11 protein-coding genes are annotated in these 13,381 nt (G+C 65.1%); 1 reads left to right on the plus strand and 10 read right to left on the minus strand.

Annotated elements, in window-relative coordinates; all coding sequences use genetic code 11:
- Positions 1-119 precede the first annotated feature (119 nt).
- From glmM to KB879_RS24140, 4 genes are all read right to left on the minus strand, one after another.
- Entirely contained in the window at positions 120-1,463 is a 1,344-nt protein-coding gene (gene glmM, locus KB879_RS24125) for a phosphoglucosamine mutase (protein WP_153954723.1), read from the minus strand.
- A gap of 58 nt (positions 1,464-1,521) precedes the next feature.
- Positions 1,522-2,388: a dihydropteroate synthase gene (gene folP / locus KB879_RS24130; protein ID WP_211979907.1), complete on the minus strand. Its 867-nt coding sequence runs from the start codon at positions 2,386-2,388 to the stop codon at positions 1,522-1,524.
- Between the two features lie 135 nt (positions 2,389-2,523).
- Positions 2,524-4,407, minus strand: coding sequence for an ATP-dependent zinc metalloprotease FtsH (ftsH, locus tag KB879_RS24135; RefSeq protein ID WP_211979908.1), 1,884 nt, complete (start codon positions 4,405-4,407; stop codon positions 2,524-2,526).
- Positions 4,408-4,560: 153 nt separating this feature from the next.
- Positions 4,561-5,226, minus strand: coding sequence for an RlmE family RNA methyltransferase (locus KB879_RS24140; protein WP_010814316.1), 666 nt, complete (start codon positions 5,224-5,226; stop codon positions 4,561-4,563).
- A 299-nt stretch (positions 5,227-5,525) separates the two neighbouring features.
- On the opposite strand from KB879_RS24140, the gene KB879_RS24145 reads away from it, so the two are divergent.
- Positions 5,526-6,029 carry a YhbY family RNA-binding protein gene (locus KB879_RS24145; RefSeq protein ID WP_211979909.1) on the plus strand — a complete coding sequence of 168 codons (504 nt, stop codon included), beginning with the start codon at positions 5,526-5,528 and terminating at the stop codon, positions 6,027-6,029.
- 86 nt (positions 6,030-6,115) lie between these two features.
- Here KB879_RS24145 and KB879_RS24150 read toward each other — a convergent pair whose 3' ends face one another.
- The 6 genes from KB879_RS24150 to KB879_RS24175 all read right to left on the minus strand — a co-directional run bounded on the left by KB879_RS24150 (position 6,116) and on the right by KB879_RS24175 (position 13,353).
- Positions 6,116-6,619: a DUF4149 domain-containing protein gene (locus KB879_RS24150; RefSeq protein WP_211979910.1), complete on the minus strand. Its 504-nt coding sequence runs from the start codon at positions 6,617-6,619 to the stop codon at positions 6,116-6,118.
- 54 nt (positions 6,620-6,673) lie between these two features.
- Positions 6,674-7,150 carry a transcription elongation factor GreA gene (greA, locus tag KB879_RS24155; protein ID WP_013957290.1) on the minus strand — a complete coding sequence of 159 codons (477 nt, stop codon included), beginning with the start codon at positions 7,148-7,150 and terminating at the stop codon, positions 6,674-6,676.
- Positions 7,151-7,398: 248 nt separating this feature from the next.
- Positions 7,399-10,647 (minus strand): carbamoyl-phosphate synthase large subunit, encoded by a 3,249-nt coding sequence (gene carB / locus KB879_RS24160; RefSeq protein WP_013957291.1) that lies wholly within the window; start codon positions 10,645-10,647, stop codon positions 7,399-7,401.
- A 100-nt stretch (positions 10,648-10,747) separates the two neighbouring features.
- The gene (gene leuE, locus KB879_RS24165) at positions 10,748-11,425 is read right to left on the minus strand and encodes a leucine efflux protein LeuE (RefSeq protein WP_013957292.1); all 678 of its coding nucleotides are present in this window, start codon (positions 11,423-11,425) and stop codon (positions 10,748-10,750) included.
- Positions 11,426-11,463: 38 nt separating this feature from the next.
- Positions 11,464-12,600, minus strand: coding sequence for a glutamine-hydrolyzing carbamoyl-phosphate synthase small subunit (gene carA / locus KB879_RS24170; RefSeq protein WP_013957293.1), 1,137 nt, complete (start codon positions 12,598-12,600; stop codon positions 11,464-11,466).
- 342 nt (positions 12,601-12,942) lie between these two features.
- Positions 12,943-13,353 (minus strand): RidA family protein, encoded by a 411-nt coding sequence (locus KB879_RS24175; RefSeq protein WP_013957294.1) that lies wholly within the window; start codon positions 13,351-13,353, stop codon positions 12,943-12,945.
- Between the last annotated feature and the right edge of the window lie 28 nt (positions 13,354-13,381).

Genomic DNA, 13,381 nt, shown 5'->3' on the forward strand with positions numbered 1-13,381 from the left:
GCAAGGGATCGCCGCTGCCATCCGGCTGTCATGCCGGCCCAATATTACGGCGGTTAATTGCGATATCTGGCAAAAAAACGCCGGGACTAGCCCGGCGTTCCTGGTCAAGGTGCGGCGTATCAGGCGCCCAAGGCATCCGCCAGCCGCCTGGCCGCGCGCTCGGCCATTTCGGCCTGCTCGGCCTCGACCATCACGCGCACCACCGGTTCGGTGCCGGAGGCACGGATCAGCACCCGGCCGCGTCCTTCCAGCTCAGGCTCGACCGCCGCGCGCGCGGCCTGTAGGCCGGCATGCGACTGCCAGTCGAAGCCCTTCTGCACGCGCACATTGATCAGCGTCTGCGGGAACAGCCGTACGCCCTCCAGCAACTGCGCCAGGGTCTTGCCGCTGCGGCGCAGCGCGGCCAGCACCTGCAGCGCCGACACGATGCCGTCGCCGGTGCTGTGGCGGTCCAGGCACAACAGGTGGCCGGAACCCTCGCCGCCCAGCGTCCAGCTGCGCTTGTTTAACTCTTCGAGCACATAGCGGTCGCCCACCTTGGCGCGCACGAATTCCACGCCCTGGCGCTTGAGCGCCAGCTCGACCGCCATATTGGTCATCAGCGTGCCCACGGCACCGGGCACCGCCTGGCCGGCGGCCTGGCGGTCGCGCACGATCAGATACAGTAGTTCGTCGCCGTTGTAGAGACGGCCGTCGGCATCCACCACCTGCAAGCGGTCGGCGTCGCCGTCAAAGGCCAGGCCCAGGTCGGCGCCATGGGCCTTGACAGCCTCAATCAGCTTGCCCGGCGCGGTGGCGCCGTAGCCGTCGTTGATATTGCGGCCGTCCGGCTGGTTGCCGATCGAAATCACGTCGGCGCCCAGTTCATGGAACACGTGCGGCGCGATGTGGTAGGCCGCGCCATGGGCGCAGTCGACCACCAGCTTCAGGCCGTACAGGTCCTGCTCGTGCGGGAAGGTGCTCTTGCAGAACTCGATATAGCGCCCGGGGGCATCGTTGATGCGGCGCGCGCGGCCCAGGTCATCGGATGGCGCGCACACCATCGGCTCTTCGATGGCAGCCTCGATCTCCGCCTCGACCTCGTCGGGCAACTTGTCGCCGTCGGCCGAAAAGAACTTGATGCCGTTGTCGTAATAGGGATTGTGGCTGGCCGAGATCACCACGCCGGCGGACAGCCGCAGCGCCCGCGTCAGGTAGGCGATGCCCGGCGTCGGCAGCGGGCCGGTCAGCAGCACGTGCACGCCAGCCGAGGTAAAGCCGGCCTCCAGCGCCGCTTCCAGCATATAGCCGGAAATGCGCGTGTCCTTGCCGATCAGCACGGTCGGCTTGCCTTGCCCGGTCTTGGCGCCGTGGGCCAGCACCTTGCCGGCAGCATGGCCCAGCCGCATCACGAAGTCCGGCGTGATCGGCGCCTCGCCGACCCTGCCCCGCACGCCATCTGTCCCGAAATACTTGCGTGTCATTCGCTGATTCCCTTTCTGTACTCTGATCGTTGTTCTGTCCGCAGTGGCCGCGGCCGGTTCAGGCCGCGCCAACGGACTCGTTGCGCACCGCCCACCAGGTCTTCACGGCATCCACCGTCTGCTCCACATCATGCACGCGCACGATAAATGCTCCGCGCTCCAGCGCACACACCGCGGCGGCAATGCTGGCCGCAACACGCTGCTGCGGCGGCCGGCCACCGAGGACGGCGCCCAGCGTGGACTTGCGCGAAATGCCCGCCAGCACCGGCAGGCCCTCCAGCGCCAGCCGCGGCAATTGGCCGAGCAGGCGCAGATTATGATCGGGTGTCTTTCCGAAGCCAAACCCCGGATCGAGGGATATGCGCGCGTCGTCGATGCCGGCAGCGCGCAGCACGGCAATGCGCTCGGCAAGGAACCCGGCCACCTCGGCGACCACGTCGTCGTAGTGCGGGTCTTCCTGCATGGTCTGCGGATCGCGCTGCATATGCATCACGCACAGGCCCGCCTGCCCCGCCGCCACGGCCTCGACCGCGCCCGGCATGCGGAAACCCCAGATATCGTTGATGAGATCGGCTCCGGCCGCAAGTGCGGCGCGCATGACCTCGGGCTTGTAGGTATCGATCGACAGCGGCTTGCCGCAGTTGCGCAGCGCTTCCACCACGGGGATCACGCGTGCCAGTTCGTCCTCAAGCGGCAGCGCGGCCGAGCCCGGGCGGCTCGACTCGCCACCGATATCGATGATGTCCACCCCCTCCTGGATCATCTGCTCCGCGTGGCGCAGCGCCGCATCGCGGCTGGCGTGCTGGCCGCCGTCGGAGAACGAATCTGGCGTGACATTGAGAATGCCCATGACCAGCGGGCGCTGGTCCAACGCATAGCGGAAACGTCCGCACTGGAAGTACCGGGTCTGAGGAGTCTGCTGCAAGGTCGGAATACTTGAGGAAAGTCTGTGCGCGAACCCGTCGCGCAAAAGGAAAAGCCGGTGCACCAGGCACCGGCTTCGGATACAGCCACTACACAGCCACCACCACTACGTCGTCAGCCAGACGAAGTCGCGGGATCAGGCCGTGGCAGGCGCGTTGGTCGGCGCCACCGGCGAGCCGCCCGAAGGCGTGCTGCCGCCACCATTCTGGCCCGACGCACTGCGCGGCGGACGCGGCGGCTTGCCGGCCATGATGTCATTGACCTGGTCGGCATCGATGGTTTCCCACTCCATCAGCGCGTTGGTCATGGCTTCGACCTTGTCGCGGTTCTCTTCGAGCAGGCGCTTGGCCAGCGCGTATTGCTCGTCGATGATGCGGCGGATCTCGGCGTCGACCTTCTGCTGCGTGGCTTCCGACACGGTCTTGGACGACAGCTTGCCGAACATGCCATCCTGCTCGGTATCCACGTAGACCATGGCGCCGAGCGAATCGCTCATGCCGAAGCGGGTCACCATGTCGCGGGCGATCTTGGTGGCGCGCTCGAAGTCGTTGGACGCACCGGTGCTCATGGCGTTGAGGAAGACCTCTTCCGCCGCACGGCCGCCGAAGAGGATAGCAACCTCTTCCAGCATGCTGTCCTTGTACTTCGAATACTTGTCATGCTCCGGCAGCTGCCAGGTCACGCCCAGCGCCCAGCCACGCGGCATGATCGTGACCTTGTGCACCGGGTCGGCCTTGGGCAGCAGCTTGGCCACCACCGCATGGCCCGACTCGTGGTAAGCCGTGGCACGGCGCTCTTCCTCGCGCATGACCGTCGACTTGCGCTCCGGACCCATGTAGATCTTGTCCTTGGCGTCCTCGAAGTCCTGCATGTCGACCACGCGCTTGCTGCGGCGGGCGGCAAACAGCGCGGCCTCGTTGACCAGGTTGGCCAGGTCGGCGCCCGAGAAGCCCGGGGTACCACGCGCGATCACCGAGGCGTCGACGTCGTTGCCGATCGGCACCTTGCGCATATGGACCTTCAGGATCTGCTCGCGGCCGCGGATGTCCGGCAGGCCCACATAGACCTGGCGGTCGAAACGGCCCGGACGCAGCAGCGCCTTGTCCAGCACGTCGGCACGGTTGGTCGCGGCGATCACGATCACGCCCGAGTTGGCCTCGAAGCCATCCATCTCGACCAGCATCTGGTTCAGGGTCTGCTCGCGCTCGTCGTTGCCGCCGCCCATGCCGGCGCCACGATGGCGGCCGACCGCGTCGATTTCATCGATGAACACGATGCAGGGGGCCTGCTTCTTGGCGTTCTCGAACATGTCGCGCACACGGGCCGCGCCCACGCCGACGAACATTTCAACGAAGTCGGAACCCGAGATGCTGAAGAACGGCACCTTGGCCTCGCCGGCGATGGCACGTGCCAGCAGCGTCTTGCCGGTACCCGGAGGGCCAACCAGCAGCACGCCGCGCGGGATGCGCCCGCCCAGCTTCTGGAACTTTTGCGGGTCCTTCAGGAAGTCGACCAGTTCGACCACTTCTTCCTTTGACTCATCGCAGCCGGCCACGTCCTGGAACGTGACGGCGTTCTGGTTTTCATCGATCAGGCGCGCACGCGACTTGCCGAATGAGAAAGCGCCGCCTTTGCCGCCACCCTGCATCTGACGCATCATGTAGAACCAGAACACGATGATCAGCAGGGTCGGCCCGAGGTAATACAGGGCCTGGACCAGCACGTTGGGTTCGTCGTCCGCCTTGCCGGTCACCTGGACGCCGTACTTCATCAGGTCGCCGACCATCCAGATGTTGCCCGGCGAGATGATGGTGTACTTGGCGCCCTCCTTAGGCGAGACCACCAGGTTGCGGCCCTGCACGTCGACACGCGACACCTTGCCGTTCTTGGCGTCATCCATGAACTGCGAATAGGTGACGCTGTCCTGCGCACGGGGCTTGTCGAACTGCTTGAAGACGGTAAACAGCACCAGCGCGATCACTAGCCAGATTGCCGCCTTTTGAAACAGGTTGTTATTCAAGGCCGAACTCCTTTGCAATTGCCTTGCCAACGGATAGCTGCATTGTAATGCAGCGCCCGCCCTCGGGGGGAAACAGAGAAACTATGATGCCGATAGCACCGGGTGGGGCACTTTCCACGCTTCTTTTTTCGCCCTGGCTTGTATCGAGACCGGTCAATCCACTGCCTTGAGGTAGCGCCCAAGGATAAAGGTTTCGGAAGACTTGTCGCGAGACGCCTTGGGCTTGCGTTTCGCAACCACTTTGAAATGCCGCTTGAACTTCTCCACGATCTGGCTGTAGCCGCTCCCGTGGAAGCACTTTACCAGCAATGCCCCCTCCGGCTTAAGGTGGGCCTGCGCAAATTCCAGCGCCAGGTCGCACAGGTACTCGATCCGTGCTGCATCAGCGAAGGCTACACCGGACAAATTGGGGGCCATGTCGGACAAAACAAGGTCAATCTTGTTACCGCCGGAGGCGTCCAGCACCACGCTTTCCAGTTCGCGGAAGACCGATTCCTCGCGGAAGTCACCCTGGATGAAAGTGACGTCGGCGACAGGTTCCATCGGCAGCAGGTCGATCGCGACCACGGCGCCATCGATCCTGCCGTCCTTGGCCCTGGGCGAGTCCGCCAGCTTGTTGCGGGCGTACTGGCTCCAGCTGCCGGGCGCCGCGCCCAGGTCGACGATCACCTGTCCCGGGCGGATCAGCTTGTCCTGCTCGTCGATCTCCTTGAGCTTGTAGGCCGCGCGGGCGCGATAGCCCTCGCGCTGCGCCATTTTCACGTACGGATCGTTGATGTGGTCGTGCAGCCACGAATGATTGAACTTGTTTTTTGCCATGCCAGTTACCAGCCTGTTCCCTGCCCCCGCCCGCCGGTCAATGCCATCCGCGAAGGTTTTCCTACTGTTTTGATGATTTTGCTGCCCGACAGTGCCGGATTGACGGATAATACGCGCCAATCCGCATCCCGACCGCCAGCTCGCCTTATCAGCGGCCGGCTTGCCGCCCCCCGGGGCGGCCGTCGGCAGCCTGTCCTTGCCCGACCCGCCGTGTCACGACCGGCGCGGGCTGCAGCGCCCGATTTCCAGCGCCCAGCGCTCTATCACTATTTCAAGCGCCTAATAATCAGCGCCAACCTATGCCCGCTCTACAACTAGTCCCTGCCCAGCGCTCTGACCTGCGCTCCCGTGCCCATGCCCTGAACCCGGTCGTGATGGTCGGCGCCGAAGGCCTGACCCGTGCCGTACTGGCCGAGATCGACCGCAGCCTGGCCGCCCACGACCTGATCAAGATCCGCGTGTTCGGCGACGATCGCGATGCGCGCATCGCCATCTACGAGGAAATCTGCGACCAGCTCAGCGCCGTGCCGATCCAGCATATCGGCAAGCTGCTGGTGGTCTGGCGTCCGGGCGAAGCGCGCCTGAAGGAAAACCAGGCCGAAGACCTGGGCCGCCACACCCCCGCCCGCCGTGGTGGTGCGGCCCCGCGCACGGTGACGGTCAAGAAGCCCAGCGCTGCGCCGAACCGCCGTCCGACCCGCAAGGAAGTCACGGTGCTTGGCAACGAGCGCGTCACCGCCGGCGGCAATGTGAAGCGTTCGCGCGCACGCCCGACCAGCCAGAAGAAGAAGGCGCTGGGCTAAACACTGCCAGCTGAAGCATGACGGGGTCGCCGCCAGGCGCCCCCGATGCCGGCACGCCACGCCTGTGGCCGTGCCGGCGGCCGGTCTCACTCCCCGGCCGAACGCGGCGCCGAAGCGCGCCACACCAGCACCAGCGCCAGCAGGCTTTGCAGCAGGTAGAAGGCGCTCGACACGCCGTGCAGCATGCCGAACTGCGCCTTGTAAGGCGATTCCGAAACGCCGACACCCAGCGCCAGCGCCTTTTCCTTCAGGCCGGCCATGAACGGCTGGGTGCCGAAGTAGCCCGCCAGCACGCAGCACAGCATGCCCAGCACCAGCCAGCGCAGGCCGCGATAGCGGTGGGCGCCGCGCCGGATCATCACGTTGCACAGCACCAGCTGCAACACACCGATGGTGACCCCGACGATGGCTTCAGTATGGAACAGGTGCCCGGCGATCATGCCCGCCGTCTCGCGGCTGGGCAGCACCGAAAACAGCGTCGGCGCCACCATGTAGCCGACGGTCCAGAGGCTGCCCGCCCACACCACCGTCAGCAGCAGGAATATGCGGTGCGGCAGCGGCGGCAGATTGTTATAGGAATTGGAGAACACGTGCCGGTCTTTCCGGGGGCCGGGCCAGGTGCAAGCCTGCCGGCCGGGCCGGCGTCAGATATAGCGTACGGTAATGACTTCGTACTCGCGCTCGCCGCCAGGGGCCAGCACGGTTGCGACGTCGCCTTCGAACTTGCCGATCAGCGCACGCGCGATGGGCGAGCTGACCGAGATCTTGCCGACGTCAATGTCGGCCTCGTCATCGCCCACGATCTGGTAGCTGACGGGACTGCCGGACTCCAGGTCCTCCAGGTCAACGGTCGCGCCAAAGACGATGCGGCCGTCGGTGTCCAGCTGGGTCGGGTCGATGACCTGCGCGGCCGACAGCTTGGCCTCCACTTCCAGGATGCGGCCTTCGATAAAGGCCTGCTTCTCCTTGGCGGCGTCGTATTCGGCGTTTTCAGACAGGTCGCCCTGTGCGCGGGCTTCCGAGATTGCATTGATCACCGCCGGACGCTCGACAGCCTTCAGGCGCTGCAGTTCCTCCTTCAGGAGCTCTGCGCCACGCTTGGTAATCGGAATGGTGCTCATGTCTTCGTTCAACAAAAAAATGAGCCGCAGCGGAGCTGGAGCCATCCCTGGCCAATGCTGCCAGGGCACTTCCGCTCAACCGCGGCTTTCAGACAGGACCGAATGCGGGCACGCCGCATCGATCGACGAATTTGACGTAGTTTAGGCCAGGAAGCCCGCCGGCAGCAACTCCGGCGGGCTTCCTGGCCTTGACCGGGCGCAATGCGCCCGGCCAGTGGCGATGTGCCGCTTGCCTTACGTACGGGGCTTCAGGCCAGCGAGGCGTGCAGGCTCTGCAGGTCGTAGACCTCCAGGCTCTGCATGTGCTTCAGGCCCTCCACCGCGGCGCGGGCGCCGGCGATGGTGGTGTAGTAAGGAATGCGGTGGGCCAGCGCCGAGGTACGGATCGAGCGCGAATCGGCAATCGCGGTGCGGGTCTCGTCCACGGTGGTGAACACCAGCGCCAGTTCGCCGTTCTTGATCATGTCCACGATATGCGGACGGCCGTCCTTGACCTTGTTGACCGTCTTGACCGGGATACCGGCGGCCTCGATGGCCGACGCGGTGCCGCGGGTGGCGACGATCGGGTAGCCCATGTCGTGCAGCATGCGGGCCACGCCGACTGCGCGCGGCTTGTCGCTGTCCTTCACGGTGATCAGCACGGTGCCCTTCTCCGGCAGGCGCGAACCCGCGGCCAGCTGGCTCTTGAACAGCGCCTCGCCGAAGGCCTTGCCCACGCCCATCACTTCGCCGGTCGAACGCATTTCAGGTCCGAGGACCGGATCGACGCCCGGGAACTTGTTGAACGGGAACACCGCTTCCTTGACGCTGTAGTACGGCGGGATGACTTCCTCGCCGATGCCCTGCTCGTCCAGCGACTGGCCGGCCATGCAGCGCGCGGCGATCTTGGCCAGCTGCAAGCCGGTGGCCTTGGATACGTACGGCACGGTACGCGAGGCGCGCGGGTTCACTTCCAGCACGTAGACGGTATCGACGCCGTCGTTCTGCTGGATCGCGAACTGCACGTTCATCAGGCCGACCACGTTCAGGGCGCGGGCCATGGCGGCGGTCTGGCGCTTCAGTTCGGCCACGGTCTCGGCCGACAGCGAGTACGGCGGCAGCGAGCAGGCGGAGTCGCCCGAGTGCACGCCAGCCTGCTCGATGTGCTCCATCACGCCGCCGATGAAGACGCGCTTGCCGTCGGAGATCGCATCGACGTCGCACTCGATGGCGTCGTTCAGGAAGCGGTCCAGCAGCACCGGGGAATCGTTCGAGACCTTGACGGCCTCGCGCATGTAGCGCTCGAGGTCGCGCGGCTCATGCACGATTTCCATGGCGCGGCCGCCCAGCACGTACGACGGGCGCACCACCAGCGGGTAGCCGATCTCTTCGGCCAGGCGCAGCGCTTCGTCCTCGGCACGCGCGGTGCGGTTGGGCGGCTGGCGCAGGCCCAGCTCCTGCAGCAGCTTCTGGAAGCGCTCGCGGTCTTCGGCCGCGTCGATCATGTCGGGGCTGGTGCCGATGATGGGCACGCCGTTGGCTTCCAGGTCCAACGCCAGCTTCAACGGGGTCTGGCCGCCGTACTGCACGATCACGCCGACGGGCTTTTCCTTGTCGACGATTTCCAGCACGTCTTCCAGCGTCAGCGGCTCGAAGTACAGGCGGTCCGAGGTGTCATAGTCGGTCGACACGGTTTCCGGGTTGCAGTTGACCATGATGGTCTCGTACCCGTCTTCGCGCAGCGCCAGAGCGGCGTGCACGCAGCAGTAGTCGAACTCGATGCCCTGGCCGATCCGGTTTGGGCCGCCGCCCAGCACCATGATCTTCTTCTTGTCGGTCGGCTGCGCTTCGCACTCGCCATGCTCGGCCTCGTAGGTCGAGTACATGTAGGCGGTGTTGGTGGCGAACTCGGCCGCGCAGGTGTCCACGCGCTTGTAGACCGGGCGCACGTTCTGGGCGATGCGCGCCTCGCGCACGGCCTTGGCATCGGTCTTCAGCAGCTTGGCCAGGCGGCGATCGGAGAAGCCCTTCTGCTTCAGGAAGCGCAGCTCGGCGGTCGACAGGCTGTCCAGCGTGCGCGCCTTGACCAGGCCTTCGGTCTTGATGATGTCTTCGATCTGGGCCAGGAACCAGGGGTCGATGTCGGTCTCGGCATAGACCTCTTCCAGCGACATGCCCAGGCGGAACGCGTCGCCCACGTACCAGATGCGGTCGGGGCCGGCTTCGCCGATTTCCTCGACAACCTCATCACGGTCCGACGACTTTTCATCCAGGCCGTCCACGCCCACTTCCAGGCCGCGCAGTGCCTTCTGGAACGATTCCTGGAAGGTGCGGCCCATGGCCATCACCTCACCCACCGACTTCATCTGAGTGGTCAGGTGGCTGTCAGCCTGCGGGAATTTCTCAAACGCGAAGCGCGGCACCTTGGTGACCACGTAGTCGATCGACGGCTCGAACGAAGCCGGGGTCGCGCCGCCGGTGATCTCGTTCTTCAGCTCGTCCAGCGTGTAGCCCACGGCCAGCTTGGCCGCGACCTTGGCGATCGGGAAGCCGGTGGCCTTGGACGCCAGCGCCGACGAACGCGACACGCGCGGGTTCATCTCGATGACGATCATGCGACCGTCCTTCGGGTTGATCGAGAACTGCACGTTGGAACCGCCGGTGTCGACGCCGATTTCGCGCAGCACGGCCAGCGACGCGTTGCGCAGGATCTGGTATTCCTTGTCGGTCAGGGTCTGGGCCGGGGCCACGGTGATCGAGTCGCCGGTGTGGATGCCCATCGGGTCCAGGTTCTCGATCGAGCAGATGATGATGCAGTTGTCCTTCTTGTCGCGGACCACTTCCATCTCATACTCTTTCCAGCCCAGCAGCGACTCTTCGATCAGCAGCTCGCGCGTCGGCGACAGATCCAAGCCGCGCTTGCAGATCTCTTCGAACTCTTCGCGGTTGTAGGCAATGCCGCCGCCGCTGCCGCCCAGCGTGAACGACGGGCGGATCACGATCGGGTAGCCGCCGCTGCCGGTTTCCTGGGCAATGCGCGACTGCACGGCCATGGCTTCGTCCATCGAGTGGGCGATGCCCGACTTGGCCGAACCCAGACCGATCTTGGTCATGGCGTCCTTGAACTTCTGGCGGTCCTCGGCCTTGTCGATGGCTTCCGGCGAAGCGCCGATCAGTTCGACCTTGTACTTCTCCAGCACGCCGTGGCGATACAGGTCCAGCGCGCAGTTCAGCGCGGTCTGGCCGCCCATGGTCGGCAGGATCGCGTCCGGGCGCTCCTTCTCGATGATGCGCTCGACCACTTCCCAGGTGATCGGCTCGATGTAGGTCACATCGGCCGTGTTGGGATCGGTCATGATGGTCGCCGGGTTCGAATTGACCAGGATGACCTTGAAGCCTTCCTCGCGCAGCGCCTTGCAGGCCTGGGCGCCGGAGTAGTCGAACTCGCACGCCTGGCCGATGATGATGGGGCCCGCGCCGATGATCAGGATGCTCTTGATGTCTGTGCGTTTTGGCATTGCACGCTCTCTTTGTTGGCCGGCCCGCTTGCATGCGGGCCGCGCCGGTAATCAGGGAATCCGTCCGGATTCGAAAAGGTCAGCTTGTCCGCCGCCGCGCCTAGTTCATGGTGGCCGTCGCCAGCTTGGCGCCGAAACCGATGAACATCGCCCCCACCCCGCTCGACATGCCGGCCGACAGGCGCCGGCGGCGCCGGAATGCGTCGGCCAGCTTCGCGCCCACGAAGATGATCGTGGTCAGGTAGGCGAAGCTGCAGATCTGGCAGACCAGCCCCAGCACGCCGAACGACAGCACCGGGTAAGCGAAAGCCGGATCGACGAACTGGATGAAGAACGAGATGAAGAACAGGATCGCCTTCGGGTTCAGCAGGCTGATCAGGAGCGCCTTGCGGAACGGATCGGACTGGTCGGCCGTGCCCGCCGGCACGGTCGCGGCCGCGGCCGCATCGCCGCGCGCGGCCCAGTTGCGCACCGCGCCGCGCAGCATGTTGAAGCCGATCCACGCCAGGTAGGCCGCGCCGATGTACTTCACCACGTAGAACAACGCCGGGCTGGCCTTGAGCAGCGAGGCCACGCCCGCTGCCGACAGCACCATCAGCACGAAGTCACCCAGGAACACCCCGCATGCGCCCTTGTAGCCGGCACGCACGCCGCGCTGCGCCGCCACCGACAGCACATACATCGAGTTCGGCCCGGGCAGCAGCACGATAAAAATCGTGCCCAGCACATAGGTCCAGAAATCGGTGATGCCGAAGGCGGTATGTATGAAGGCGTTCATGGGATGTCCCTGAGGTCTGCGCTGTTCTTCTTGCCCGCTTACTTGCGCGCGTCCGTCATCAGCTTGATGAAGCGGTCGAACAGGTAAGCCACGTCGTTCGGGCCGGGCGAGGCTTCCGGGTGACCCTGGAAGCAGAAGGCCGGCTTGTCGGTCAGCGTGAAACCCTGCAGCGAACCGTCGAACAGCGACTTGTGCGTCACGCGCACGTTCGACGGCAGCGTGTCCGCGTCCACCGCGAAACCGTGGTTCTGCGACGTGATCACCACGCGGCCGTCGTCCAGGTCCTTGACCGGGTGGTTGGCGCCATGGTGGCCGAACTTCATCTTCAGGGTCTTGGCGCCGACCGCCAGGGCCATGATCTGGTGGCCCAGGCAGATGCCGAAGGTCGGGATGCCGCGCTCGATGAACTCGCGCGTGGCGGCGATGGCGTAGTCGCACGGCTCGGGGTCGCCGGGGCCGTTGGACAGGAACACGCCGTCCGGATTCAGCGCCAGCGCGTCGGCGGCACTCGCCTGCGCGGGCAGCACCGTCACCTTGCAGCCGCGCTCGGCCAGCATGCGCAGGATGTTGTACTTGACGCCGTAGTCATAGGCGACCACGTGGAACTGCGGCTTGTCCTGCTTGCCGTAGCCTTCGCCCAGCTTCCACTCGGTCTGGGTCCACTCGTACGGCTCCTTGACCGAAACCACCTTGGCCAGGTCCATGCCGGCCAGGCCGGGGAACGAGCGGGCCAGGTCGATGGCCTTCTGGACATTGTCTTCGCCGGCCAGGATGCAGCCGTTCTGGGCACCCTTTTCGCGCAGGATACGCGTCAGCTTGCGCGTATCGATGCCGGCGATGGCCACCACCTTTTCCTGCTTCAGGTAGTGGGCAAGGGTGTGCTCCTTGCGGAAGTTCGAGGCCAGGATCGGCAGATCCTTGATGATCAGGCCGGCGGCATGGACTTTCGTGGCTTCGACATCCTCAGGATTGACCCCGTAGTTACCGATATGCGGATACGTCAGCGTGACGATCTGCCGCGAGTAACTCGGGTCGGTGAGGATTTCCTGGTAACCGGTGATGGCGGTGTTGAACACCACTTCACCGATGGTATGGCCGGAAGCGCCAATGGAATAGCCACGAAAGACCGTGCCGTCTGCTAGCGCGAGAATGGCGGACGGAAAAGACGGTAACACGGGTAGGCTCCTGCTGGACTCACCCCGTGACCGACCAATCGACGCCTCGTGCCTCCCAGGCTGGATCCGTGACGGCGGCAGCGGCATTGCGCCGATGCGGTCGGATCCGGTCGCGACCTGCTTCTTGCGTCACATTGAATGCGGACAGCAAAGGCGGCGCGGATGGGGGCGGCGGAAGGTGGAAAGCGGTAGGCGCTAGGGTGAAGGGTTCTGAAAGCGAAACTTTCGAATTATATCCCGCGCCACCCATTTTCTCAAGTTTTCAAGGACTTGCACGCGGCAGCGGGCGGCGCCACCACGCCACCACGCCGCCGGCCGCCGTCCCGGCCTGTGCCTGCTACGTTACGCCTGCGGCGGCACGACCGCCGTGACCTCGATTTCCACCTTGGCGCGCGGCTCCACCAGGTCCGCGACCTCGACCGCCGTCATCGCCGGGAAGTGGCGGCCGATGATGGCCCGGTAGTGCTGGCCGATCGCCCCGTAGGCGCCGACATATTCCGCCTTGTCCTTCACATACCAGGTCATGCGCACGATATGCTCGGGCAGCGCGTCGCCGGCCGCCAGCACGGCAACCACGTTGCGCAGCGCCTGCGCCACCTGCAGGCCGAAGTCGTCGGTCTCGAATTCACATTTGCCGGTCCAGCCGATCTGGCCGCTGACAAAGAGGAGGCGGCTGCCGACCTGCATTTCGGTCATGGTGCCGTTGGCGTAGCCACGCGGGGGCGCCCAGTCGGGCGGCTGCAGGATGTTCATGATGCGTTTTCCTGTTGATATCTGTATG

This window comes from Cupriavidus sp. KK10, assembly GCF_018223725.1.
Classification (GTDB): domain Bacteria; phylum Pseudomonadota; class Gammaproteobacteria; order Burkholderiales; family Burkholderiaceae; genus Cupriavidus; species Cupriavidus necator.

Bases quoted from the DNA above. Each gene is read 5' to 3' on its own strand.
- KB879_RS24175 (WP_013957294.1), bottom strand. From the start codon at position 13,353: ATGAACATCCTGCAGCCGCCCGACTGGGCGCCCCCGCGTGGCTACGCC.
- leuE (WP_013957292.1), bottom strand. From the start codon at position 11,425: ATGAACGCCTTCATACATACCGCCTTCGGCATCACCGATTTCTGGACC.
- glmM (WP_153954723.1), bottom strand. From the start codon at position 1,463: ATGACACGCAAGTATTTCGGGACAGATGGCGTGCGGGGCAGGGTCGGC.
- greA (WP_013957290.1), bottom strand. From the start codon at position 7,150: ATGAGCACCATTCCGATTACCAAGCGTGGCGCAGAGCTCCTGAAGGAG.
- carB (WP_013957291.1), bottom strand. From the start codon at position 10,647: ATGCCAAAACGCACAGACATCAAGAGCATCCTGATCATCGGCGCGGGC.
- KB879_RS24145 (WP_211979909.1), top strand. From the start codon at position 5,526: ATGCCCGCTCTACAACTAGTCCCTGCCCAGCGCTCTGACCTGCGCTCC.
- KB879_RS24140 (WP_010814316.1), bottom strand. From the start codon at position 5,226: ATGGCAAAAAACAAGTTCAATCATTCGTGGCTGCACGACCACATCAAC.